Source organism: Colwellia sp. BRX8-5 (genome assembly GCF_014077325.1).
GTDB lineage: Bacteria > Pseudomonadota > Gammaproteobacteria > Enterobacterales > Alteromonadaceae > Colwellia_A.
The window spans coordinates 24,133-49,926 of record NZ_JACGVR010000022.1 but is presented as its reverse complement, the minus strand read 5'-3'; the positions used below and the strand labels follow the sequence as shown (position 1 = coordinate 49,926).

Annotated in this window: 22 protein-coding genes; 7 read left to right on the top strand and 15 right to left on the bottom strand. The window is 37.1% G+C overall.

The window, feature by feature from the left end:
* The first annotated feature begins 37 nt into the window (after positions 1-37).
* The gene (locus H4J62_RS14065; protein ID WP_182216290.1) at positions 38-1,048 is read left to right on the top strand and encodes a GGDEF domain-containing protein; all 1,011 of its coding nucleotides are present in this window, start codon (positions 38-40) and stop codon (positions 1,046-1,048) included.
* Between the two features lie 221 nt (positions 1,049-1,269).
* On the opposite strand, the gene H4J62_RS14060 is transcribed toward H4J62_RS14065, so the two are convergent.
* The gene (locus tag H4J62_RS14060) at positions 1,270-1,728 is read right to left on the bottom strand and encodes a Rap1a/Tai family immunity protein (protein ID WP_182216292.1); all 459 of its coding nucleotides are present in this window, start codon (positions 1,726-1,728) and stop codon (positions 1,270-1,272) included.
* Between the two features lie 261 nt (positions 1,729-1,989).
* Between H4J62_RS14060 and nhaR the strand changes: the two genes are divergently transcribed.
* Positions 1,990-2,898: a transcriptional activator NhaR gene (gene nhaR / locus H4J62_RS14055; RefSeq protein WP_182216294.1), complete on the top strand. Its 909-nt coding sequence runs from the start codon at positions 1,990-1,992 to the stop codon at positions 2,896-2,898.
* A gap of 107 nt (positions 2,899-3,005) precedes the next feature.
* On the opposite strand, the gene H4J62_RS14050 is transcribed toward nhaR, so the two are convergent.
* The 6 genes from H4J62_RS14050 to H4J62_RS14025 form a co-directional block, all read right to left on the bottom strand.
* Entirely contained in the window at positions 3,006-4,202 is a 1,197-nt protein-coding gene (locus H4J62_RS14050) for a GAF domain-containing sensor histidine kinase (RefSeq protein WP_182216296.1), read from the bottom strand.
* A gap of 254 nt (positions 4,203-4,456) precedes the next feature.
* The gene (locus H4J62_RS14045; RefSeq protein ID WP_310733548.1) at positions 4,457-5,263 is read right to left on the bottom strand and encodes a M48 family metallopeptidase; all 807 of its coding nucleotides are present in this window, start codon (positions 5,261-5,263) and stop codon (positions 4,457-4,459) included.
* An 87-nt stretch (positions 5,264-5,350) separates the two neighbouring features.
* Positions 5,351-6,832, bottom strand: a complete 1,482-nt coding sequence (locus tag H4J62_RS14040) for a HAMP domain-containing sensor histidine kinase (RefSeq protein ID WP_182216297.1) — start codon at positions 6,830-6,832, stop codon at positions 5,351-5,353.
* Complete coding sequence (locus H4J62_RS14035; protein ID WP_182216299.1) at positions 6,829-7,554, bottom strand: response regulator transcription factor; 726 nt, start codon at positions 7,552-7,554, stop codon at positions 6,829-6,831. The genes H4J62_RS14040 and H4J62_RS14035 overlap by 4 nt, the downstream gene beginning before the upstream one ends.
* Positions 7,555-7,928: 374 nt before the next feature.
* Positions 7,929-8,780, bottom strand: coding sequence for a spondin domain-containing protein (locus H4J62_RS14030; RefSeq protein WP_182216301.1), 852 nt, complete (start codon positions 8,778-8,780; stop codon positions 7,929-7,931).
* A gap of 17 nt (positions 8,781-8,797) precedes the next feature.
* Entirely contained in the window at positions 8,798-9,628 is an 831-nt protein-coding gene (locus H4J62_RS14025; RefSeq protein WP_182216303.1) for a spondin domain-containing protein, read from the bottom strand.
* A gap of 221 nt (positions 9,629-9,849) precedes the next feature.
* Between H4J62_RS14025 and H4J62_RS14020 the strand changes: the two genes are divergently transcribed.
* Positions 9,850-10,212: a hypothetical protein gene (locus tag H4J62_RS14020; protein ID WP_182175749.1), complete on the top strand. Its 363-nt coding sequence runs from the start codon at positions 9,850-9,852 to the stop codon at positions 10,210-10,212.
* Between the two features lie 60 nt (positions 10,213-10,272).
* Here the strand turns inward: H4J62_RS14020 and ligA are convergent, their stop codons facing one another.
* From ligA to smc, 3 genes are all read right to left on the bottom strand, one after another.
* Positions 10,273-12,315, bottom strand: coding sequence for an NAD-dependent DNA ligase LigA (gene ligA, locus H4J62_RS14015; protein ID WP_182216305.1), 2,043 nt, complete (start codon positions 12,313-12,315; stop codon positions 10,273-10,275).
* Positions 12,316-12,389: 74 nt separating this feature from the next.
* On the bottom strand, positions 12,390-13,454 hold the full coding sequence (gene zipA, locus H4J62_RS14010; protein ID WP_182216306.1) for a cell division protein ZipA: 1,065 nt from the start codon (positions 13,452-13,454) through the stop codon (positions 12,390-12,392).
* Positions 13,455-13,511: 57 nt separating this feature from the next.
* Positions 13,512-17,012 (bottom strand): chromosome segregation protein SMC, encoded by a 3,501-nt coding sequence (smc, locus tag H4J62_RS14005; protein ID WP_182216308.1) that lies wholly within the window; start codon positions 17,010-17,012, stop codon positions 13,512-13,514.
* Between the two features lie 156 nt (positions 17,013-17,168).
* Between smc and cysZ the strand changes: the two genes are divergently transcribed.
* Both cysZ and H4J62_RS13995 read left to right on the top strand, forming a co-directional pair.
* Entirely contained in the window at positions 17,169-17,921 is a 753-nt protein-coding gene (gene cysZ, locus H4J62_RS14000; protein ID WP_182216310.1) for a sulfate transporter CysZ, read from the top strand.
* A gap of 216 nt (positions 17,922-18,137) precedes the next feature.
* The gene (locus H4J62_RS13995; RefSeq protein ID WP_182216312.1) at positions 18,138-18,524 is read left to right on the top strand and encodes a hypothetical protein; all 387 of its coding nucleotides are present in this window, start codon (positions 18,138-18,140) and stop codon (positions 18,522-18,524) included.
* A gap of 84 nt (positions 18,525-18,608) precedes the next feature.
* On the opposite strand, the gene H4J62_RS13990 is transcribed toward H4J62_RS13995, so the two are convergent.
* Together H4J62_RS13990 and H4J62_RS13985 are read right to left on the bottom strand one after the other, a co-directional pair.
* Positions 18,609-20,459: a M1 family metallopeptidase gene (locus tag H4J62_RS13990; protein ID WP_182216313.1), complete on the bottom strand. Its 1,851-nt coding sequence runs from the start codon at positions 20,457-20,459 to the stop codon at positions 18,609-18,611.
* 101 nt (positions 20,460-20,560) lie between these two features.
* The gene (locus H4J62_RS13985) at positions 20,561-21,427 is read right to left on the bottom strand and encodes an OmpA family protein (protein ID WP_182216315.1); all 867 of its coding nucleotides are present in this window, start codon (positions 21,425-21,427) and stop codon (positions 20,561-20,563) included.
* Between the two features lie 183 nt (positions 21,428-21,610).
* Here H4J62_RS13985 and rnt point away from each other — a divergent pair, with 183 nt between their 5' ends.
* Positions 21,611-22,324 (top strand): ribonuclease T, encoded by a 714-nt coding sequence (gene rnt / locus H4J62_RS13980; protein WP_182216316.1) that lies wholly within the window; start codon positions 21,611-21,613, stop codon positions 22,322-22,324.
* Here rnt and H4J62_RS13975 read toward each other — a convergent pair.
* From H4J62_RS13975 to H4J62_RS13965, 3 genes are all read right to left on the bottom strand, one after another.
* A complete protein-coding gene (locus tag H4J62_RS13975; RefSeq protein ID WP_070376461.1) occupies positions 22,321-22,695 on the bottom strand; it encodes a hypothetical protein in 375 nt (124 codons plus the stop codon). The genes rnt and H4J62_RS13975 overlap by 4 nt on opposite strands.
* Positions 22,696-23,666: 971 nt before the next feature.
* On the bottom strand, positions 23,667-24,272 hold the full coding sequence (locus tag H4J62_RS13970) for a peroxiredoxin (protein ID WP_070376460.1): 606 nt from the start codon (positions 24,270-24,272) through the stop codon (positions 23,667-23,669).
* Between the two features lie 140 nt (positions 24,273-24,412).
* Entirely contained in the window at positions 24,413-24,751 is a 339-nt protein-coding gene (locus H4J62_RS13965) for a Grx4 family monothiol glutaredoxin (protein ID WP_070376459.1), read from the bottom strand.
* A 311-nt stretch (positions 24,752-25,062) separates the two neighbouring features.
* On the opposite strand from H4J62_RS13965, the gene sodB reads away from it, so the two are divergent.
* Positions 25,063-25,644, top strand: coding sequence for a superoxide dismutase [Fe] (gene sodB / locus H4J62_RS13960; RefSeq protein ID WP_182216319.1), 582 nt, complete (start codon positions 25,063-25,065; stop codon positions 25,642-25,644).
* The last annotated feature ends 150 nt before the right edge of the window (positions 25,645-25,794 follow it).

The following is a 25,794-nucleotide window of genomic DNA, read 5'->3' as shown; positions in this document are numbered from 1 at the left end:
CCTAGGTCTACATTTGCACTTTCATTTAAGAACTGGCTTGTCTAAACGTATAATAGTACTTCTGCATTGTGCCGCACTCTTTATTATATTAGTTTATGGTCTTTATCATGTTATAAATGAAATAGAACTACTCGGCTATCTACTTTTAACCTCCTCTTGCTTACTGTCAATTTCTCTTTATTGCGTCTATAAAAATAATTTCTCTACGTTGCTGTTAAAAACATTAACTTTAATGACCACCTTAGTTATTGTTGTTACTTGTTATTTTTTAGGTATGCGCGGCATAATATTTGTCTTTCCTTTGGTAACCGCTTTTTTTTATAGCTTCCCATATAAAGTTGCTGTTATTACAGCCATCATTGTATCAGCCTGCTCACTACTAGCTTCGTTAAATACTGTCGAAATTCAGACGGTGCTGAGGCTGTCAATCGCGTTAGCCATTAATATACTTTTTATTACTTGTATTGCTCATTTAGTTTATAAACAACAAATGGGCTTGGTAAAAGAGGCCCGAGAAGACCAATTAACCGGTATTGCTAATAGAAGATATTTTAATGAGTTATTATCGCTAGCTCTAACAGAGGCTAAAATATCAGATACCCTTGTTGTCTTACTGTACTTAGATTTAGATGACTTTAAAGCGGTCAATGATACTTACGGTCATTGTATTGGCGATGGTGTTTTAAAAGAAGCCAGTACTAGGTTGCAATCTTGTATTCGAGAAGCAGATGCCGTATGTCAGCTTGATCATTTAGAAACTAAAGAGCACGTTGCACGTTTAGGGGGTGATGAATTTGCCATTATATTAAAAGACGTTGTTTGTATTAGTGAAATTAATGAGGTAACCGAGCGTATTTTAGCTAAAATGAACGAACCCTATATTATTGATAAGTTATCTTTATATTGCCACGCAAGTGTTGGAATGGCATGGAATAAAGATAAAACTAGCTCACCGGAATTACTGATGCAACAAGCTGATTCGGCTATGTACCAAGCGAAGGAAAAAGGTAAGCAGAGTTGTCATACTTTTAATTACACAACTCACTAAATATTAGCTAACTGCTAATATAACAGCCCTTTAAGCATTACGGGTTATTGAGCAATAATTCAAGTTTGTTGGCAACAATAAAAATGCCAAGTTAACGACATAGCTCTATCGGCACTAAACAACAGTAAATAAGACGTTATAACGTGATTATCGATAAGTGAAACACTAAAGTAGCGAAGTGCTCTACATGCCGCTAGACAGCGATTTATCTGCCTTGATGATCAACATGGAAATTCTGAAACTAACGCTTCAAATAATACCTCTTTCAAAGATTTCGTCTGTAAGTCATCTATTTTCATCGACTTGGCTACTTTAGAGACCACTTTCCTTCGGTCTTCTTCAAGAGGAATGCAAAACTCATGTTCACCGCCTTTCTCTGTCAATGATGACCTCGCTGTAACACGAGTATTGTAGGCTCTTTTGACAAAATCACTGACTGGCGCTCGAGGATTATCAATTAACGCCTCTGGTTTTACTACCGCACTTTCTGAAAGCAAAGATGAATCGATAAACCCATCGATATAAAGTTTGCATGGATTAATTTCACTACGGTCTATACCCTGTTGGTATGCTTTACACGATTTAATAATATCAGACTTAAAGTCGGCAAATACTGAGCCACTTGCTAATAAAAAACCAACGAAAATAAATTTAGCTATAAAATTTTTAGTGAACTTCATTGTTAAAATCCCTTAATTCAATTAATTTTCCAGATAACCACTCGTATTAATATTCTGCAAGTAATGGCAAAAACTACAATAATAGCCAACTTTAGTGCTTAACCATCCTAACCTAAGCAGTTTTATCTTTCTAGATATTTTACAACCCGAAAGTAAAACAATAAAAGCTGTTTGTTGTTACTTCTTTATTAGAAAAAAGTTGACAAAAAATCTAAGGATTATTATTTTTAATAGCTATAGGTAAATCATTAAGAGAACATTATGGCCAAACTAAACTATCACCACCTACAGTATTTTAATGCGATAGTAAAACATGGCAGTATTGCCCAAGCATCAAAAATTATTCATATAACTCCGCAAACGTTGAGTGCCCAACTCAGTACTTTTGAAGATCAATTAGGCTACCTGTTATTTGAACGAAAAGGGAAACGTTTAGTGCTGAACGAAATGGGACGCTTGACATATAGTTATAGCGAAGAAATCTTTAGTTTAGGAGACGAATTACTTTATTCACTTAAAAATCACTCAGCAGATTTTGCTTCCCGCTTTTCAATAGGTGTTACAGATGTGATAGCAAAAGTATTTTCTTTTCATTTCCTAAAGCAAATTTATACCATGGATAGTTCGATAAAATTAATCTGTAAGGAAACGAGTTTAGAGGTATTACTTGGAGAGTTGGCGATAAATAAATTAGACGCGATATTAACTGATACTCCCCTGCCTACGACTTCCCCGTTAAAGGCATATAGCCATGCTATCGGAAAAAGTGGTTTTAGCTTTTTTGCTCACCATAATTTGGCTGATAAATTACAGGCTAACTTTCCTTACTCACTCGATGGACAATCATTTTTCATTGCTGGTGAAGGTACAAATCAACGTTTAAGTGTACTTTCTTGGTTTAATCAATTGAGTATCTCGCCATTAATTATTGGAGAGTTTGATGATTCGATATTAACTAAGTATTTTGGTCAGGCGGGTTATGGTGTTTTTTGTGCCCCAACAATTATTGAAGATCACGTTATGGAACAGTTTAACGTGAGCATTATCGGAAAAACCAATGATATAACCGAACATTACTACTTGATCTCACCCGAACGTAAAGTCAAACATCCAGCGGTTCAACATTTATTAACCGAAGGCAAAAAACTATTTAAACAACCAATGGCTTAAACTTATTAAATAGTTAGCAAAATAAAGCCCCTAGATGGGGCCTTAGTAAACGTCTTTATTTTTCAATATTTATACGATTCTAAAGCCGTCATTCATTTAGTTAATTATTATTCAGCAGTTTTTGGAAAATTAAGGGTTAATTTAGCACCACCAGTATAGGTTTTATCTAGAGAGAGATAACCTTGCTGCTTGCGGGCAAAATCACCACATAAACTTAATCCTAAGCCATGACCTGATTCACCTTGAGTACCGCACTGACTAGCAACACAATCACTAAATAGTTGGTCTTGTATATTTTGAGGAACACCTTCACCAGTATCTGTTATAACCAGTTTAACCTGGCCATCACTAGATTTAGCTTCAATGTCGATACTGCCATGCTCTGGCGTATATTTAATGGCGTTTGCTAATAAATTACGAATAATAGTTTTTGTTAAATTAACGTCCGCCATCACAGTAGTATTTTCATTGATGTTGTGTTTAATACTGATTTTTTTTAAATTGAAACTTTCTGTCATCAAGTCGAGCGTTTCTATTAACAGTGGCTTTAACGCTATCGTTTTTAATTCCGCATGAACGGCGCCTAATTGATTACGCGACCATTGCAAGATTTCGTCTAGTAGCTGATAAAAAGTCAGTGACGACTCTAAAATCCCATCGGCCATTTCAGCAATAAGCTCAGGCTCAAGAGTGTCTGCATTTTCATGCAAAACTTTTGATAATCCTAAAATACCATTAAAAGGAGAGCGTAAATCATGAGACAAAATGGCAAATATTTTTTCTTGATCTGCTTGCATACGCTCTAACTGACGGTTACGTAGTCTTAGTTCTAATTGGCTAACCACTTGTTTTGCTAAAGTGTTTAATGCTAGCTGTTGTTTTTCATCCAGTTTATGGGGAACTGTATCAATAACACATAAGGTGCCGATAGGCATGCCGTTTGTACTGACCAGTGGTGCTCCCGCATAAAAACGAATATCTGGAGCACCTGTTACCAAAGGATTATCGACAAAACGTTCATCCGTTAAGGTATCAGATACTTCAAAGATGTCATCTTGTAAAATAGCATGTGAACAAAAAGCGATATTCCTTGGCGTTTCCTGAGCATTAAGTCCTACTCGAGATTTAAACCACTGGCGGTCTTTGTCGACAAGAGAGATGAGAGAAATAGAAGTACCACAAATGGCGCTAGCCAACTGAGTAAGTTCATCGAGCACCTTTTCATCTTCAGTGTCTAATACTTCATATCTGAGTAATTCATCAATACGTTGTAATTCTTCGGGGTGCAGCTCAGCACTTATCATAATACGCAAATCCTTAGGGTGCATTAACTACGTTTATAGCAAAAAAAGAAGATTAAATTAAACTATATTCCAATGATTATAGCGTATTTTACAATGTTAAGTTCTGATATGTAACAGTTTAAACAAAAATCAATCACATTTGTAGCTGTGTTACTAAAACCAGCCATCAATATAATTAAAATAACGTCTCTACAATTAGGGAGCAGAAGAATCAATTACTGCTGTATTTGAGCCTAAAGACTCTATACAAGTCTTTAAATATTCTGTGGTTTTTTACAACGGGGTGCGTTACTGGCCCTATAATAAGCTTGGGACTTCGGCAAATGTTCTGTTAACTGATTAATACGGGTTTCATTTGATGGATGTGTTGACATAAATTCTGGTGGTGAACCATTTGAAAGTTTAGCCATGTTCTGCCACAAACTAATAGCTGCCGATGGTTCAAATCCTGATTTTGCCATTAAGTCTTGCCCAACTATATCAGCTTCACTTTCATGGGTGCGTCCGTAGGGCATTAATATACCGTATTGTAACCCTAAGCCTAAACCAGACATCCACAAGTTGCGGTTTTCAACATTTCCAACTGATAGGGCCGTATCGACAACAGCCATACCTGTTTGAGAAATTTTACTAGATGACATCCTCTCATTAGAGTGACTTTCAATAACATGCCCTACTTCGTGACCAATAATTGCCCCAAGTTGATTTTGATTTTCGGCAACTTTTAAAATACCCGTATAAACGCCAATTTTCCCGCCGGGTAAAGCGAATGCATTGACTTGTTCGGAGTCAAAAACAACAACTTCCCACTCTCCTTTATGAGCAGATTTAGGCACGTTTTTAGTGATGGCTTTCGCGACACATTGTACGTAATTATTTACTGCAATATCGGTACTGATTTTTTCTTTTTCTTTCATTTGTTCAAACGAACTGGCACCCATTTTATTGAGATCTGAACTTGAGAAAAGCGTTATTTGATTACGTCCAGTCGAAGATTTTGCACAGCTTGCTAAAACGATAAGCGCAGCAAGTGTTAATAAGAGGGTAGCTTTGTTATTCACGATATTTCCTTAGGTGAAATTTTTAAATGAAATCCTACTAGGTATTCTAAGGAATGTTGCCAAACAATTCGACTGTTAAAATTCAATTTATAACGAAACTTTACTTAAATTAATAGAAAATGTTGTCCCTTCGCCTAACGTACTCGTTACCTTTATATCAGATTTTAATAATTCCAATAGTTTTTTAGTGATAGCAAGCCCAAGTCCAGTATGCTTCTGCTTGTCTTGCACTGCATTACTTGCGCGATAACGCGTATCAAAAATATAGGGGAGCTCATCTTCTTTAATACCGGTGCCCGTATCCGTAATATTTAATTGACAGTGGTTTTTATCCACCTCAGAAATAGATAAGGTAATTTTTCCTAACTCAGCAGTATGACGAATAGCATTTTCTAGTAAATTACTTAATACCCGCTCTAATTTTCCAATATCACTATGAACTTGGGTGTAAGAACACTCAGGTACGATATTAATTTCTATATGCTTTGCTGAGGTTTGCAAACTAAATTTAGCAACAACATCATATAAAAGTTCAGCTAAATTAAACGCTTCAAGATTCAAAGAAACTTGACCACTTTCAAGATGGGCTAACTCAAATATTTGATCAATAAGCCCTTTCAATTGTTGAGCGTTTTTCAATGCTATTTCGATATATTTTTGTCGTTGTTCTTTAGTGACCTGATCATTTTTTAATTCAAGGGTTTCAATATAACCTTGCAGAGACGACAGTGGTGTTCGTAAATCATGAGATATATCAGCCAACAGCTCTCGTCGATGCTCATCATTTTTTTGTAACATGCCAAACTGTTGATTAATTTGTTTAACCATTTGCTCAAACGCTTCGCCCAGTTGGTGTACTTCATTACGACTGTTAGGCATCCATTTAGCGAGATTCACTTTACTTTTGTCAAAACCAACAGCTCTTAGTGCTTTAATATCTCTACTCAAGCGTCTTAATGGGCGAGTAAAATAAGCAAATATTCCTAACATTACTACAAAAAAGAATAGCATAGCACCAAACATTGCCAGAATAGAAAGTTCGGCTTGCCTGCTTGGCTGCAATCGCTTAAAAGCAGATTCATAACGTTCTCCTGTAACAATGACATATAAGTAACCTTGCAAACTACTGCCATTAAAAACAGGCGCGGCAGAAAATATTTTTTTACGAGAAATGTGTTGCGGATCATCGCCATAAATAGGTAACGCAGCTTGATTTTGTGTTAGTTGAATAAGTGGGAGTAAATCAATTTTTGTACGTTTAATTAATGTTGGAGTAATCGAATGGGTTATAATTTTACCTGCGGGGTCAACAAAATAAAATTCAAAGGCGGGGCCTAAAACCATTAAGGTATGAAATAAATTTTTCAACGCTTGGTGATCATAAACACCTTGTTGTAATAATGGGTTGTCTCTGGCTAGATTAGCAGCTAAAGATAAGTGTAAATTTTGCTCTGATTCATATCTTGTTTTTTGCTCAAGCTGTTGCGCCCAAATATAAAAAACACTAATAATTGCAATAAATACCACCAATAAAGAAAGAGACAAACGGTGATATAAAGACAGTTTCATGCGGCAACACCTTTTTTATTAAATTTATAACCCACCCCCCAAACTGTTTGCACAATTTCAGGTTTAGTGGCATTTCTTTCAACTTTGTTACGTAAGCGATTGATATGAGAATTTACAGTATGCTCATAACCGCTATGGTGGTATCCCCAGACATTACTAAGTAGCTGTTCTCGAGAAAACACTTGCTCAGGATGAGAAGCCAAAAATAAGAGTAAGTCAAATTCAGTGGAGGTTAGCTCTAGTTCTTTTCCAGCCAATAGCGTTCGATGAGTGGTATTATTAATTTGCAATTCACCTATTGTTAAATGCTGTTCTGGTTGCTGTTGTTGTGAGTGTTGTTGCTCTCTCTGAGCCGCTAAGTGTAAACGTCGCAGCTGACTTCTTACCCTAGCTTGTAATTCACGCACACTAAAAGGCTTACTCATATAATCGTCTGCGCCCAATTCAAGCCCTAATACACGATCAATTTCACTATCACGAGAGGTTATCATTAAGATCACTTGTTCTGGTTTTTGTTCGCGTAGTTGTCGGCAAACATCTAAACCTGAAATTCCTGGTAGCATCACATCCAGTAAAACGAGAGCATAGTTATTATCAACAAGTTTCTGCAACGCTAGCTCTCCGGTTAAGCAGTGTTCAACCGTTAATGACAGTTCTTGTAAATTTAAAATCATTAAATCTGCAATATCTTGATCATCTTCAACCACTAAAATAGTATCCATGCTTTGCTCCGTTTTATTCTATTTATTATTAAGAATTACAGCACAAAGAAAAAAAGTTCATCAACTATTGATTGAATATACTTTATGGGACAATTTTAATGCTCATCAATATTATTAGGTAGCCAAGCAGGAGTTATAAAGCTCATCGATTCAAGTTAAGCTATTATTAAGCTAACTCTCCATCGATACACCTAAGCCAATACCAACAACATCAATATGTTCTGCATTATTTTTCTTTATGCCTGAGCATAAGAACTTGCTCGGGCATAAATACTTTCGAAACATTTATTATTTTATTTTTTATCAACTCTTTGACTTTATTATCTATCACTAGCAATGTAGAAATAGCGACGCCTGTAAGGACGCCAGCCAATTTATCGAGTTCGAGTTACTATGATACGTGACGTTGGATTATCCCAGCGATCCGCTTCTGTTAATACCGACGTGCTTAAACCTTCCTTACTCTCATCATTAGCATTGGCATTAGTGACAACACCGCGATGGAAATGAACTAAGTCAAAAAGATCATCACGTGCTGCATCAAAACCAGCACTTGCTCCACCGCCACCTGCAGCACCTGCTGCTGGACCAGGCATAGTCGTTGCCGTTTCAGTATTAGCTTCAGTGCCAGAGTCCCATGTAGGAGCCATAAAGCTCATTGATTGTCCGACGGTCATATTACTTATGTCTGCCGCATTAAGACCGGTAAACGCATCATTAGTGTCAACTAACATTGTTGTGAAACTAAGTCTTAAATTATCTACGTCAAGTAATGGAACAACGAGTGTCGACATTGTACCAACAGAGCGAGGTCCCGTTGCACCATCTGTAGTGGTAGCATCTAAATACTGCGTTGCAGCTAAAGCTTCAGCAAGAAGTTCAGTAGGGTCACCACCTTCAGCGAGCTGCTCTAAACCAAGGCTGGCGGCTTCACCATCGATAAAGGCATGGTAGCCAGGTTCATGTAGAATAATCGCCGCAGGTGAAAATGGCTGACTGTAGGTTAAATTAGTTAACTGAACAGTGAAAACAGCTAGATTACCATTAGTACCATTAGTACCATCAGCACCGTTAGTACCATCAGTTCCATCAACACCCGCAGTACCGGCAGTACCGGCAGCACCGGCTTGACCAGCTGTACCATTACTTCCATCATCACCGCCACAACCCGTTGCTAATACAGCAATAAGAGGCAATAACACTAAACTTATTTTATTAATATTCATGTTCTATTCTCCCTAAATTAAGATGCTGGGATAGTAATGGTTACTCGGGCAACAGGGTTCAACCAACGATGCTCTGTCGATTGCAAATCACTTGCTCCATCGGTAAGACTTGTATCGCCTAGAATATTTCTATGAATATGTACGGGACCATCGGTACCATCAACAACTTCATTAGCACCAATTGCACTACCATCTTCAGCAAAACCAACTTTTACTGCAACACCTGTTCCGCCAACACCTAATGGCACTGGAGAAGCACCTGCACCTGCAACACCTGGAACACCGTAACCACCAAGTGCAGCACCACCTTGTTCAACAATATCAGTACGCATACTGTTTAATTCATCATTTAATTCTGTACCTGCATCATATGCGTGCAACATATAAGTATAAGTACCTGGCGTAGTTGGAATTTTAATACTGTCTAAGCCAACAAATGCATCATTCGTTGGGATCAACATAGATAAAATTGAAAGATAAGGCTTATCCATCGTATCAAAGGCATAACTTAAAGACGTTGATGGCGCGACTAAACCACCAAAACGGTGCCATGTATTCGTTGTATTATCGGTATCTGTAGGGCCTAAAAGTGCTTCAAAGTTTTGACCTGCTGATGCAGCATTTTGCGCATCATCAATGACACCCGCTTCTGCAAGCCATGCTAATGCTGATGTAGCTTCAACACCGGGTTCAAAAGCATCAACAGAATTATCATGGGCTATAACTAAGCGTGGCGTAAAATGTTGTGCATGGGTGAGGTTAGTAATTTGAATATCAATGGTTTGTGCCATTAATGCTGAACTTGAACAAGCTAATGCGATAGCTGATGCGACTTTAAAAAATTTCATAACTTTCCTTTGATGACTAAATGATTTCACATTCAGTATGCGCAGCAAATATTACGAAGGTTTCACGAAGTTATCACGAATTCATCACAAGAGTTAATTATAAAAGTAATGAAATTTATTTAGAGAAAGAGGTTCTATGTATTGATAATATTTATTAAATCTTGCAAGTCCCGCAGCAAGCGTGACAAAATTATTAATCATTATCATTTTTTAGAATTTATATGAAATATCGGTTAACACCAGCACTATTCAATAATATCGCCATTACTTGTTCTTCATATCGCTGGAAACTATTAGCGTGGAGCGGTTTCTCGTTTGCACTATTTTTTATGTTAAGTAAGCAAATTGAACAAAGCACCCCTATTGTCTTGGTGTGGTTCGCTATATTTATTTTATTTGCGGCTTTACAGACCTTAGTGGTAGCAAGTTTTATTTTCTTCTTTGTGACTTTACAATCAAATAAACAAGAAAATAAACCGTGGCGAAAGTTTTATTCAACAATCGAATGGTGTGAGGCCATTATTTTTACCGTTATATTACCTTTACCTATGCTTTTGTTTGTTTACGCACTGATCGTTATTTAACCGGTTGTTTATTGTTTAACCGGCTATTTATTATTTAACACCTAGGGATCAGTAATAACCTTATTTATGTTTTGCAAGTAAGGTTACCAGCTCATCTTCGGTCAATATATCTACCCCTAGGTCTTGCGCTTTTGTTAGCTTTGACCCAGCCTTTTCACCAGCGACCAAAAAGTCAGTTTTTACTGAGATACTGCCTGAGACTTTAGCGCCCAGTGCTTGTAATTCTGCTTTAGCTTCGTTGCGCCCCATTTGTGTCAAAGTGCCTGTTAAGACAAATATTTTATCTTTTAAGGGCTGTTGTTCTGCAGATTTCACTTCAATATCTGACCACGACATTATGCTTTCAAGCTCACTGACCACTTCAATGTTATGGTCTTGCTGAAAAAATTGTATAATATTTTTAGCAACAACCGCCCCAACATCAGGCACTTTTTGCAAAGTCTCTTCATTCGCTACTTTGATTGCAGGGAAGTTAAGAAAATAATTGGCTAAATTGGTTGCCGTGGTTTCACCTACTTCGCGAATACCGAGTGCATAAATAAATTTAGGCAATGTAGTAGTTCTTGCTTTTACTAGACCTGAAATTAAATTATCTGCCGATTTTTTACCCATACGAGCCATGGTACTCACGTCTAGTTCTGTTAACTTAAATAAGTCAGCAGGGGTTTTAATCAAGTTTTCGTCGACTAATTGCTCAACTAATTTATCGCCTAAACCATCTATATCGAGGGCTTTTCGTGACGAAAAATGTTTAATCGCTTCTTTACGTTGTGCGCCACAATATAAGCCCCCCGTACAACGTAGCACGGCTTCGCCTTCAGCCTTAACCACAGCAGAATCACATACTGGACAAGTTGTAGGAAAAACGATGTCACGAGAATTTTCAGGACGCTTTTGCAATTGAACACTGACAATTTGTGGAATGACATCACCCGCTCTTCTTATCGTAACAAAATCATTAATTTTGATACCTAAACGCTCAATCTCATCCTGATTATGTAAGGTCGCATTGCTGACGGTTACACCACCAACAAAAATAGGATTTAAACGCGCAACCGGAGTAATAGCCCCTGTTCGGCCAACTTGAAAATCAACATCAAGTAATTGTGTTGTCTCTTCCTGTGCCGGAAATTTATAAGCGGTTGCCCAGCGCGGCGCTCGAGCAACAAAGCCTAATTTTTTTTGCAGGGCTATATCATCAACTTTAAAAACCGTGCCATCTATTTCATAGCTTAAATTGTCACGTTCTTGCATGATATATTGATAAAAACTGGCGACTTCTGACGAATCACTCAGCAACTTAACTTCTGGGCACATAGGTAAACCCAATGTTTTTAACTGACAAAGACGTTGATAGTGTGAATTTTCTAACCACTGTTCGCCTAATGTTTGACTTGATGCTTGTTCAACATAACCAATACCATAGACATAAAAAGCTAAGTTGCGTTTAGCGGCTATTTTTGAGTCTAATTGGCGTAAACTACCTGCAGCTGCATTTCTTGGGTTTGCGAAAATCTTTTCACCTTTTTTTAGCGCACTAGCATTTAACGCATTAAAGCTGGCTTTGGGCATAAAAACTTCGCCGCGAACCTCTAATATGTCAGGGTAATTATCACCGGTTAATTTTAAAGGTATCGATTTGATCGTGCGAACATTTACCGTGATATTTTCACCAACAGCGCCATCCCCGCGCGTAGCTGCTTGCACTAAAACACCATTTTCGTAGCGTAAACTCACCGCTAAACCATCAAGTTTTGGCTCAGCACAGTATTTAATAGTTTCTTTAGAAAGCAAACGGTCTTTTACACGCTTAGCAAAAGCTTGCCATTCATCGCCAGAAAACACGTTATCAAGCGATAACATCGGTACTTGGTGTGTCACTTGACTGAAAGATTTTAACGCTTGCCCACCGACTTTTTGACTCGGTGAATCAAGTAATTTTAATTCTGGCTCTGCTGTTTCAATTGAAATAAGTTCTCGCATTAAGCGATCATATTCTGCATCAGGAACACTGGGTTCATCTAGGTCGTAATATTGATGATTTAATTGATTGATAAGTTGATGAAGCTCTTGTACTCGAGTCGCATTAGCAGGTGATGACATAAGAATGAATTACTTTTGAAAGAGTTTAAATTACAGGTTAATCAATAAATTAACCTGTCAGAGTTTGCTTAGTTTTAAGATGAGGCGATTAAATTTCTTCGCGTAAATTCGCGAATTTTACCCACATAATGTTGTTCTGTTTGTTTGGTCATAACATTACGTTTGTCATCTAATAATTGACCATTAAATTCTAAAGCGAGTTGCTTTGCTGCGTTGAGCATTTGCTCAAAGACAACGGAAGCATCACCCGCATTAGGTAACATCATAAAAAGGCTAATACCTTGTGTAGTAAAGCTTTCCATATTGTCGAGGTCAAATGTTCCTGGTTTCATGATGTTTGCTAAACTAAAAGTAACTTTACCATTTCCAGCATTATCTTGATGGCGATGAAAGATGTTCATCTCTCCGTATTTCATACCCAAGGTTAATAATGTCGGTAAAAGTGCGGCACCTGACATTTGCTGTTTTTCAGGCATAACCACTGAAATAACAAGTACTTCAGGTTCAACTTCCACTTTTTTATGCTGAGGGATTATCGATTCTTTTTTGGCTGCGCTTTTACTTTCCTTGCTTTCGCTGCCAAAATTTATCTCTATTTGGTCTCGCTTAACAGGCGCTTTTTCAGTAAAACGCGCCGACGTTTTCAATGGTTGTTTAGCTGATGTTATCGGTGTTTGATAGACAGGTGTTTCAATTCTCTCAATAACAGCCGCTTCTTTGGCGGTAACCGAGCCAAATAATGATGCATCATGATCACGTAAATCAGCACTGTTATTATCTTTTTTAGCAGAAGTTTCATCAAAAGAAGACATGTCCCCCAAACTTGGTTCATCATCTTCGGCACTAAATTCGCGATATGATGTAGCTTGTTCTTCATATTCAGCTGTCGATGGCATAGGCATCTCTTCATCATATGATTGAGCACCAAGTGAGTTTTCAACAACTCTTGGTTTACTAACACCATCTTGATCAAAGCCTGAGCCATCAAAACCTCGGTTATTAGGCTCAACTTTTTCAGCTTTTGCTTTAAGCTTATAAGGGTTTTTATTTTTTCTTATGGTCCAAAAACCATGAACAAATATTGCCGTGATAACCACAGCACTGATAACAATCAATGCAGTTCTGAAATTATATTCCATCGGATAGCCTTTTATTATTCTATTTTCAGCTTTGTTTAGCTTTACTTAATTTTGTACTTATTCTAATTCAGCCATAGCGATTGCTTCATCAATATCTACAGCTACCATTTTTGATACGCCCGGTTCAAACATAGTAACACCGGTTAACTGACTCGCCATTTCCATCGCTATTTTATTATGGCTGATATAAATAAACTGTACAGTTTGCGACATCTCTCGCACCAAGTTACAAAAACGACTAACGTTAGCATCATCAAGAGGCGCATCGACTTCATCAAGCATACAAAATGGTGCAGGATTTAACCTAAAAATTGCGAACACTAATGATAATGCGGTCAGCGCTTTTTCGCCACCAGATAATAAGTGAATAGTGCTATTTTTTTTACCTGGCGGTCTAGCCATAATAGTAACACCCGTTTCAAGCATATCATCATCTGTTAAGGCTAAATAGGCACTACCACCACCAAACACCTTAGGAAATAATGCTTTAAGATCACTATTAATTTTTTCAAAGGTATTTTTAAATTTGTGACGGCTTTCTTTATCTATCTTAGCAATGGCTAATTCTAACGTATTAATCGCTTGGGTTAAATCTTCATCTTGTTGATCAAGATAGGTCTTTCGCTCAAATTGTATTTGATATTCATTAATAGCTGCAAGATTTATTGCCCCTAAACGATTAATATCTTTACCTAAGTTAACAATATGAGCCTGCCATAAAGGCTCTTTTGCCTGATCTGGCATAGCGGTTTGCACCGCCAATAAATTCTGTTGCATTTCATTAAGTTGCTCGAGTGCCGCATCAGCACGTAAACGATAACTTTCTGCGGTTAAATGAACAGCATTAATTTGCTCTTTCTTACTATTAATATTTCTAGTTAGTTGCTGAACTTTTGATTCTGCATCACTAATCAGTGTTTTAGAGTCTGTTGTATCATGCTGTATCTTTGCTATTTTTCCATCAAGTTCCGCAACGTCTATTAACCATGCTTGTAACTTTTGTTCATCAACTTGCAACGGCGATGCGCACTCTTCAACGATTTCTTGATGCATGCGTTGTTGTTTGGTGAGTTGTTGAATACTTTCTTGCGCACGAACTAATGATAATTGGCCTTGAGTTTGCTCATGATTCAATTTTTCAATCATTAACGCTTGCTGATGTTTTTGTTGATGGAACCTTTGGCTACTTTCTTGACTGTCTTGAATTTTTCTTTGTAAACTCTCTTGTGCACTGCTGATATGCATAAGCTGTTCGGCATCATGCTTTGGTAATTTTGTAAGCGCATCTTCTTGTACTGATAATAATTTTTTGTTTTGGCTCAGTAAACTTTCTAGCGTTGTTAGCTCTTGTTGATAAAGGGTACTTTGTTTATCGCGTTGCTCTGCCGCTTGTTTAGCCAAAGCAATTTTTTGCTGTAAAGCCTGAACTTGATAAGTAGATTGTTCGATTGCCGTTTTAAGTGCCTTAGCGTCACTCACAAATTGTTCTTTGCTTTTTATCAGCTGACTTTCTTTATCTTGGCATTCTTGAATACTGAGTGTTAATCCAGTCACTTTTTCTGAGGTCTGGCTGATATTATCCGTTAACTGTAGCAAGGCATCAAAATTTTCAGCGCTTCCTTTTCGCAGAAAATACCGACTTAACCAAGTACCATCTTTACAAATAACTGACTGATGATCAGCAAGCGTTAACATTATCTGTTGCGCTTGTTGGTAATCTCGGGCAATAAAAATATTATTTAGCAAGGCCGTTATTGCCGGTAAGCCTTTAACTTGTTCGGCCAATGTGCCGCTTGTTACTTTCACTGAACGAGTCGCGCTAGTCTTGTTTATTTGTTGATCAAGTACTAAAAATAGTGGTTCAATGGTGACTTCTGTGGGGAAATATTCAACCAACTCGCCTTGTAACCAATGATGTAATACTAATTCGACACTTGCCTGCCAGGCTGTTTCTACGGTTAATAATTGAAAAACAGCGCCAAGAACTTTTTGCCCGCGCACACTTAACCATTCTTTTTGCTTAATGCGCCAACCTGCTTGTTGATTTTGTTGTGTCAGTAACTGCTGTAAATAAAGCTTTAATGCTGCTATTTCACCACTGTACTGTGCTTGCTGCTTCGAGGCTAGGCTGATTTGGGTAACGAGTACGAGTTGGTTTGATTCATTATCTTTATATTGTTTTAGTAAAGATTGCTGGTGTTTTTCTTGCTTAAGTAGCTTATTTCCAAGCTCAGCAGTACTCTCGACATTTTCGCTGAAGCTCTCTTTGGTTAAATTCGCCAATAAATGTGTTAATGATTGTTGGCGCTGCTGCTGCTGACTTATCTGCTCGCTTAACTGAGAGATTCGCTGATTAACACTCAGCTGTTGATCATTTGTATCTTGATGTTGGCGTTGTAAAGCTTGCCATTGCTGATGCTCATTTCGCTGCTGTTCAATATAGCCTTCTAACTGAATTTGACTCTCAAGCAGTTGCTGCTCTATGAGTTCAAGTTCAGGTACGTGTTCGGTAATTTTTAAAGTGCTTTTTTGGAGCTGTTCTTGCTCGGCTAGCACCAATTGTTGCGCATTAATCAGCTGTTGCTGGGTAACACTGTTATCGTGTTGGGCTTTCTGTTTTTGTTGCTTTAAATGTTTGATGTTTTGTTCTGCACGAGCAATATCATTACTTAATAGTAATTTTTGTTGATGTAGCTCACCGCTAGACTCTCCGCCTATGGTCACTTTTTGTTTAGCATCAAACAACTGGATATCGATTTTTTTCTGTTCAACAATCAAAGCTTCTATTTCTGTTTGATATTGACTTACTTGTTGTTTTTGCTCGTTAGCTTGTTGATCAAATTTTTGCCATTTTAAAACAGTCAACTCAGCTCTATATTTACGCTCTCTAGTTTTTAACGTTTTAAAACGCTTAGCGGCTTCTGCCTGTTGATGCAGTTTGTCGATTTGTAAACCAAGCTCTACACGTATATCGTTTAAACGTTCAAGGTTTTCTCGCGTATGTCTGATTCTATTTTCAGTGTCTCTGCGGCGTTCTTTATATTTAGAAATACCCGCGGCTTCTTCAATAAAAACACGTAACTCTTGCGGCTTAGATTCAATAAGTTTTGAGATAGTACCTTGCTCAATAATCGCATAACTGCGAGGACCAAGACCGGTACCCAGGAAAATATCGGTGATATCTCGACGGCGGCATTTACTACCGTTTAAATAATATGTATTTTGACTATCTCGATTTATAACGCGTCGAATAGAAACTTGATTACGATCGGCCATATTGCCTTGTATGCGACCATCAATATTATCGAATAACAATTCAACAGATGCTTGTCCGACCGGCTTGCGTGTTGCTGCGCCATTAAAAATCACATCGGTCATGGCATCACCACGCAAATTTTTCGCTGAACTTTCACCAAGTACCCAACGAACAGCGTCAATGATATTCGATTTTCCACAACCGTTTGGCCCAACAATAGCTGTCATTCTTTGTTCAAATGGCACTTTAGTCGGGTCAACAAATGATTTAAAACCAGCAAGTTTTATATGCTTTAAACGCATAAAACACAGAAACCTTTTATTGTTATACTTTGATAATACTCAGCAATAAAATTTTACCAGAGTTATCTATATTTTGTAACATGAAACATCTGTTCAATTTATCAATTTATTTTATAATCACAGTTAAAGAAAGCATGTAAGGATAAAAATCAGCCAATGAATACAATTATTAATCAACCGTTAGCTAACAGTGGTGCCGGATATTTTATTAAGGGCTTTGAATTAATCAGAGAAAAAGGTATTCGCCGTTTTGTGTTTATACCTCTACTGGTTAATTTAGTATTATTTAGTGTCGCCTTTTATGGTCTATTTTTAGAACTTGATACCTATATGACTATGCTCGATAACTGGCTTCCTGATTGGCTGTCTTGGTTAAGTGCTTTCTTATGGCCAGTCGCTTTATTATTTTTGTTAGTGATGTTTTCTTTTATATTTAGCTCAGTCGCCAACTGGATTGCCGCACCTTTTAATGGTTTGCTATCAGAAAAGATGGAATTATTGCTCTGTGGTAAAACAATACCACCCGCTTCAACCCTCGATGTTATAAAAGATGTACCACGAACGTTATCAAGGGAATGGTGTAAATTACGTTACTATTTACCGCGCGCTATTGGTTTTTTTATTCTTTATTGGATACTGCCGGTTATAGGACAAATATTTTGGTTTTTATTTTTAGCTTGGATGATGGCCGTTCAATATAAAGACTATCCTTTTGATAATCATAAAATTGACTTTAATGAAATGCGTTACGCACTCAAACAAAAGCAAGGATTAAGTTATAGCTTTGGTATCACAACGGCAGTATTTTCAATGATCCCTATTATTAATCTAGTGGTCATGCCTGTCGCTATATGTGGTGCAACCGCGCTATGGGTTGATCATTACAGAAATGACTTTGTTGATACCTAATGAACTTTCGAGATGATTTTGTTGACCGTTCATGTTAATTAATTATTAATCAGTTAGTTAGCGTTATTTATACGATTAGGTACTTATTACCGCTATTATTATTTGTTATTTAAACAATGCCTTATATAGCGGTAATGATTAGATTATTAACAATATTCTTGATAATTACCTAGCAACACACTAGATTTAGCTAAGCCCGTTAAAGGATCAAATATTATGTTTAACCTAAGTACCGTAAATTTATCAAGTCGATTAGCTTGTTCCTTGAAAACACTATTAGTCGCTTTTATGTTGATAAACGTCAACCTTGCTATCGCAGAAGAAACAGCAATGGTGACCATACCGGCCATGAGTGATGCGCGAGTTTTTGCTGAATTTACCGATGAGACACCTGCGGTTATAAACTATTTTACAAGAAGTACCGAAGAGGAAGTTATCCAGTTTTATCAAAAAGAATATGGGCAAGCGTTAAACCAAGAAAGGAAACGTGGCCGTTTAACGCTAAACTTTAACCAAAAACAACATAGCATCCGAGTTGTTATTTCACAGCAAAACAAGCTACGACAAGTTGATGTGATCGTTGAAGAAAACAGCAATAAATAATATATACATCACAAAATCACATAAAAAAACGCCACGTTAATAAATGTTAACGTGGCGTTTTTATTTTATCATTTTAGTTGAATGTTATTTAGCTTTTAAGACACCGTCAATAGTGCCTTGCGCTAAACCATGATAACCAGGACGCGCTTTTTCATAGACATTAAGTGCCCAAGCTTTACCTGCAGGTGTCTCAGCTAACGCTTTATAAAGCGGTACAATTAACTTACGACGACCGATAGCAATTAGATATTTTGACATCGCAGGGTAAACAGTATCGTAACCGGTTCTTAATGCTAATAAGTACCAAGCATGTGCAATTTCAGCATTAGTACTGGCGGTAAGGTTAAACGCTTTATCGAGTGCGCTCATCCGCTCAGTCGGTAATGTTACCGGCAAGTTATTAATAAAATGCAGCCATTCATGCAAGGTCCATGCTTTAGTTGGTAATTGCGCTAACGTTATTTTATCACTTAACAGACTATTAATTTGACCGTCGATAGTGGTAAATGCACTTGATGTAGGCTGCGGCGCATAACTAGGTAGTCCTTGTTCATAAATCCATTCATTAACTTCTTTATCGCTGACAATATTTGGATATTTATCAGTAAGATTTTTTTTCAAATAAATAACAAAATTGGCAGTACCTAAACTTTCAAAGGCATGGCTGTTGAAGTAATCTAAAATAAAAGTATCAAATTTATCTCGACCAAATTTAGCCTCTAAAAACATTAAAAACAACTGACCTTTCACATAGGGAACACCTGAGAATGCGTCATCAGGATCACGTCCTTTAAGGTCGATATAAAGTTGAGTATCACCCGGCGCTAATTCAGCAATTTCATAATTTAAACTTTGTGCACCAAGCGCTTGTTCCATAACAGCTCGGTCTTCACCAAATACCGCTTCCATAATACGATTTTCAACATAACTGGTAAAACCTTCGTTTAACCATAAGTCACGCCAACTTTCATTAGTCACTAAGTTACCCGACCAAGAATGAGCGAGTTCATGAGCAATTAAATTGACTAAGCTTTTATCACCAGCAATAACTGTTGGGGTAATAAAAGACAAACGTGGGTTTTCCATACCACCAAAAGGAAAACTAGGCGGTAATATCAGTAAGTCATAACGTCCCCAACGATAAGGACCAAAGATTTTTTCTGACTCATCAATCATCGCTTGTGTATCGTCAAACTCACTAACCGCTGCATCTAAAATGCTGGCTTCAGCATAAATACCCGTTTGCTTGCTCATCGCTTTAAATTCTAAATCGCCGACACTAATTGCAATTAAATATGGAGGGATTGCTTGCGGCATACTAAAAAAGTAATCGCCGTCACGAGCGGTATTAGGTTCGTTATTTGCACTCATTACCGCTAATAAATTATCAGGCGTAGTAATACGAGCGGTATAAGTTACGCGAACACTAGGTGTGTCTTGCACAGGTATCCATGAACGTGCGTGAATCGCTTGATTTTGACTAAATAGGAAAGGATACTTTTTCCCTGCCGTTTGTTCAGCTGACAACCATTGCAAACCTGATGCTTTTTCAGTTGATTGGTAATAAACACGAATTTTTTGTGCTTTAAAAGTATTGTTTATGGTGAGTTTTGAACCTAACACGTTATCACGATTAGCCAGTGTGAAACTTACCCCACGCCATTGTCCTGCTTCAGTTTGAGCCATTACACGGTCAATGATTAAATCTCGGGTATCGAGAATAATCGGCTGCGAAGTTTTACTTAACCACTCTAACGATAATTCTGCAAAACCAGCGAGTGATTTTTCATCAAAATTAACCGCTAGATCTAAATAGATGTGGGTTGTTTTTACTTGGTCGTAATTAGCATAGGTGTATGCGTCATTGGTTTTTGCCAAACTTGTAAAGCTCGATAAAACCAATAGTGCAAATAAAGACTTAAACAATGGTCGCATTATGGAAGATCCAATAAAAAAATAGGCTGATAGATTAAGATAACCTACCAGCCTATTCAACTGATTCTTTATAAAATAATTTTTTTGCAGTACATTCGTCTTTACGGTTGTTCCATTCTAATAACAACACGTCTGTTTTGTGCACGACCAATAACGGTATTGTTAGCAGCAATGTGACGCTTTTCGCCATAACCTTTTGCTTCAATTCGACTAGGGTCAATACCACTCTTAACAAAATGCTCTCGAATCGTGTTTGCTCGGCGGTTTGATATTTTCAAGTTATCATTTCTGCCACCATAACTGTCAGTATAACCGTCAATAAGCACCAACTCTAAGTTTTGATCTAAAGCAAGGTACTCTGCGATCATCGTTAAACGCTTTTTAGATGATTTGGTTAAGCTATCACCACCAAATTGATAATTTAATACCGTATAAGAAATATCATCAAAATTGTAATTAAGTAAGTTACTGACACAACCAATAAATTCTTGATAGGCACGGTTAAACTTAGCCGTTGATATACCAACAGAAATAAGATCGTTGTCGCTATACCAATCGTTATAGTAAAACGTGGGGTTCATGCCCTGCTCTAATTCATTAAGCATATTCCAAGCAACCTTTTTCGGTAGACTTGGCGCAAACTGCTTATGAAGTTTCATATTGGCAAGAGTTCGACCATTTTTTCCAGGGCGCCAATTAGGCGCAACAGAACGAACTTCTGCTAATGAATAAGTATCAGGTAAACGCATCATATCGAGTTCAAATTCCATATTCATTTTACGGTTTGCCGTACTGTAGAATTTTGCTTCACCATAATTAGGTATTTGGTGTGATAAGGTGCACTCTAGCCTTGAGTTATTAGTTAACTGCCAATTAGCGTGTTCTAAGTCAGCACCATACTGACGAATACCAGCATTAGCTTGGCTAACAAATACGCATAATAATAATGTGATGATAGTTTTTTTCATAAAATATTTATCTTTTATCCTGCCACGTATCTGTTATCGACCCAATATTCTATAACTTTAGCAGTTATCAGCAATATTTTCATAACTTTAAAGCTTCATCATAGCGTTCGCATAGAGTTTACATTTTTTTTCTGCGATAATTTACTCCTTGAAATTGAATGCTAACTTAAAAAAGATGTAAACATGAGTATAAATCCTGATACTAAAAATAAGAGTTCTGCTGATAAAAATATTAAAAGTGCTTTTGCACAGCGCTTTAGAGGTTATTTCCCAGTAGTCATCGATGTTGAAACAGCAGGTTTCAATTCACAAACTGATGCTTTACTGGAAATAGCAGCGACAACTTTATCGCTAGATGAAAGTACAGGTCAATTCTCTCTTGATGAAACAATTCACTTTAACGTAGAACCTTTTGAAGGCGCCAATTTAGAGCAAGCGGCATTAGAGTTCACCGGCATAGACCCAACAAACCCATTACGTGGTGCTGTTGATGAACACAAAGCGTTAACAGAGATTTTTAAGTTAATTAGAAAAAAGATGAAAATTGCCGGCTGCCAGCGTGCCGTTATGGTTGCTCATAATTCCGCTTTTGATTTGGGATTTGTCAATGCAGCCGTAGAACGTTGTTTGATAAAGCGATCACCCTTTCATCCTTTTGTTAGCTTTGATACCACAACATTATCTGGTTTAGCGCTTGGACAAACTGTTCTTGCAAAAGCCTGTTTAGCGGCAGGGTTAGACTTCAATAATAGTGAAGCTCATTCGGCATTATACGATACCGAAAAAACCGCTGAACTTTTTTGTTTTATCGTTAATAAATGGCAAAAAATGGGTGGTTGGCCCCTAGCAATAGTCGATGAAGAACAACAAGAGAGTGATACACCGGCAAGCGATTAAAATAATTTAGCTGAGCTACTGCGGTTATTATGTCGGCACAATAGATTTCTAACCGCTAAAACAATCAAAGTGAATGCAAAAAATTGAAAGAGTGAATTTTTGGTGACCATCAGGGTAAATACCCCAATAGCGTTGTAAATATAGGGTAAATATTCATAGAAGAGTTCAGGTATTTTATTTTTTATACCGAGTTTTTTTTGTTTATCGAGTCTTCGACAAGCCGAACGAGTAACTAATGTAACACAAGCAGCACTATAAAATAGCGCCGCAGAAATAAGCATAGGCCATGTCATATTAAAGGTAAGTAAATAACCACTTACAATAAAATACGCGAACGGTAAGTTCTCATAAAGCGTCTTAGGTACAAACAAAACGATTCCAGAAATCAATAAGGTGATAAATTAAGTGTAGGTTGATTTTCAACTTTTGATTGGCTTAATTTTAAACACTGTCACTTTCTATTATTTACCCTCTCAATGAAGCCACCGTCATCCTGATATTAAAATACAACGAGGAAAGACACCGTCATCCTGAACTTGTTTCAGGAGCTAGTGCTTAGATACTGAAATAAATTCAGCATGACGATCTCAAGAGCCAGTTCTTAAATACGTAAATACAACCCACAAAGACACCGTCATCCTGAACTTGTTTCAGGATCTAGTGCTTTAGATACTGAAATAAATTCAGCATGACGATCTCAAGGGCCAGTACTTATATACTTAAGTACTGAAATACTACTCACAAAGACAACGTCATCCTGATATTGAAATACAACTAGCAAAGACACCGTCATCCTGAATTTATTTCAGGATCTAGTGCTTTAGATACTGAAATAAATTCAGCATGACGATCTCAAGGGCCAGTACTTATATACTTAAGTACTGAAATACTACTCACAAAGACAACGTCATCCTGAACTTGTTTCAGGATCTCGTTGTTGACAAAACAAAAAACAGATACTGAAATAAATTCAGTATGACGATCTCAAGAGCCTGTATTTATATACTGAAATACAACTAACAAAGACACCGTCATCCTGAACTTGTTTCAGGATCTCGTTGTTGACAAAACAAAAACAGATACTGAAATAAATTCAGCATGACGGGATTGAACATCGTCACTCTTTGCCATCCTTGGCACCGTGACATACCGTTCTTCCTGAACATCGTCACTCTTTGCCATCCTTGGCACCGTGACATACCGTTCTTCCTGAACATCGTCACTCTTTGCCATCCTTGGCACCGTGACATACCGTTCTTCCTGAACATAAAAAAACCGCAATTAAGCGGTTTTTTATTACTTTTAATAATTACATCGGCTAACTAAAGCCTAAGTTATTATATTAAAGCTTGTCAGCATTGTTAGCTAAGTAAGATGCAACGCCTTCAGGAGAAGCAGTCATACCTTTATCACCTTTGTTCCAGCCAGCTGGACAAACTTCGCCGTGCTCTTGGTGGAATTGTAATGCGTCAACCATACGGATCATTTCGTCAACGTCACGACCTAATGGTAAATCATTAATTACTTGATGACGTACATTGCCTTCTTCATCAATTAAGAAAGAACCACGAAATGCAACACCCGCTTCAGGATGTTCAACATCGTACGCTTTACAGATTTCATGTTTTGTATCAGCAACTAAAGTATATTGTACTGGGCCAATACCGCCTTCGTTTACTGGAGTGTTACGCCATGCGTTATGAGAAAATTGTGAATCGATAGAAACACCAATAACTTCAACACCACGGCTTTTGAATTCTTCCATACGGTGATCAAAAGCTAATAACTCAGACGGACAAACAAAAGTAAAATCTAGAGGGTAGAAAAACACTACGGCTTTTTTACCTTTAATTGCTGTCGATAACGTAAAGCTATCAACAATTTCGCCACTACCTAAAACTGCTGCTGCAGTAAAATCTGGTGCTGCACGGCCAACTAATACACTCATTCTATTCTCCAATATTTTTATTAAATTGATTTAAATCATAAAACTGACGTACATCTATTATTGAGACGATAAGGTGATTTTCAACTTATTTTCATCTTTTTTAATAAAAAATTTAACTAACGTCAGTTTCAAAAATGATACTAAGCTTTTTCTTCAGAATTATTTTTTTCTGCAGCTTCTTTGATCAAGGTTTGTAATTCACCTTGTTGGAACATTTCCATAATAATGTCACAACCACCGACTAATTCACCGTCAACCCATAATTGTGGGAATGTTGGCCAATCAGCATACTTTGGTAATTCGGCACGAATATCAGGATTTTGTAAAATATCAACATAAGCAAATTTTTCACCACACTGCATTAGTGCTTGTGATGCTTGTGAAGAAAAGCCACAGCTAGGCAATTTAGGAGAACCTTTCATATAAAGCAAAATAGTGTTTTCAGAAAGTTGTTCTTTGATACGTTCAATAGTTTCCATGGGATACCTCTAATTACGACCGAAAAAACCTCGATCTTTACAATATAAAATTTAATGTTTATTACTTTGATTAATGGAGTCTGACACTAAAATAATCAAGGTAATAAAGACTAAAAAGCACTTATTTAGTAGAATAAACAATAACAGGCTTGATATTTACACTGGCAAAACCTATATAAATGGGTACACTAGTCAGGCTTTAATAATACTTGACTAGTTTACTAGGTTTTAACTGGTTTTTAAATAAAAGCACACAACTTCTTTATTTTTGCGCAAAAATAAATTTGTATAACCCATTTCTGGAGAAACTAATGGCTATTGAATTACCCGCATTACCCTATGCACAAGATGCACTTGTACCACATATTTCAGCTGAAACACTTGAGTTTCACTACGGTAAGCATCACAACACTTATGTTGTAAAGCTTAATGGATTAATTGAAGGTACTGATTTTGAAGGCAAGTCTTTAGAAGACATCGTAAAGACTTCATCAGCAGGCATTTTCAATAATGCAGCACAAATTTGGAATCACACATTCTACTGGAACAGCTTAAGCCCTAACGGCGGCGGTGAACCAACAGGCGCTTTGGCTGATGCAATCAATGCAAGCTTTGGTTCTTTCGCTGAATTTAAAACAAAATTTACTGATAGTGCAATCAACAACTTTGGTTCAAGCTGGACATGGTTAGTGAAAAAAGCAGATGGTAGCCTTGCTATCGTTAACACTTCAAATGCTGCAACACCATTAACTGATGAGAGCGTTACACCGTTATTAACAGTGGATTTATGGGAACATGCTTACTACATTGATTACCGTAATCTTCGTCCAAGCTACATGGCTGGTTTTTGGGCATTAGCTAACTGGGATTTTGCTACGGCAAACTTCGCTTAATTTATATTCATTAAAGATTAATTTATTAACCTTTAAGTAAGAATTTTATTGAAAACCAGAGTACCTACTCTGGTTTTTTTATGCTTAAAATTCAATAAAAGTGTCCTTTTTCTTTTTAATTCAATATAAAAGATTTTTATATTTTCCTCT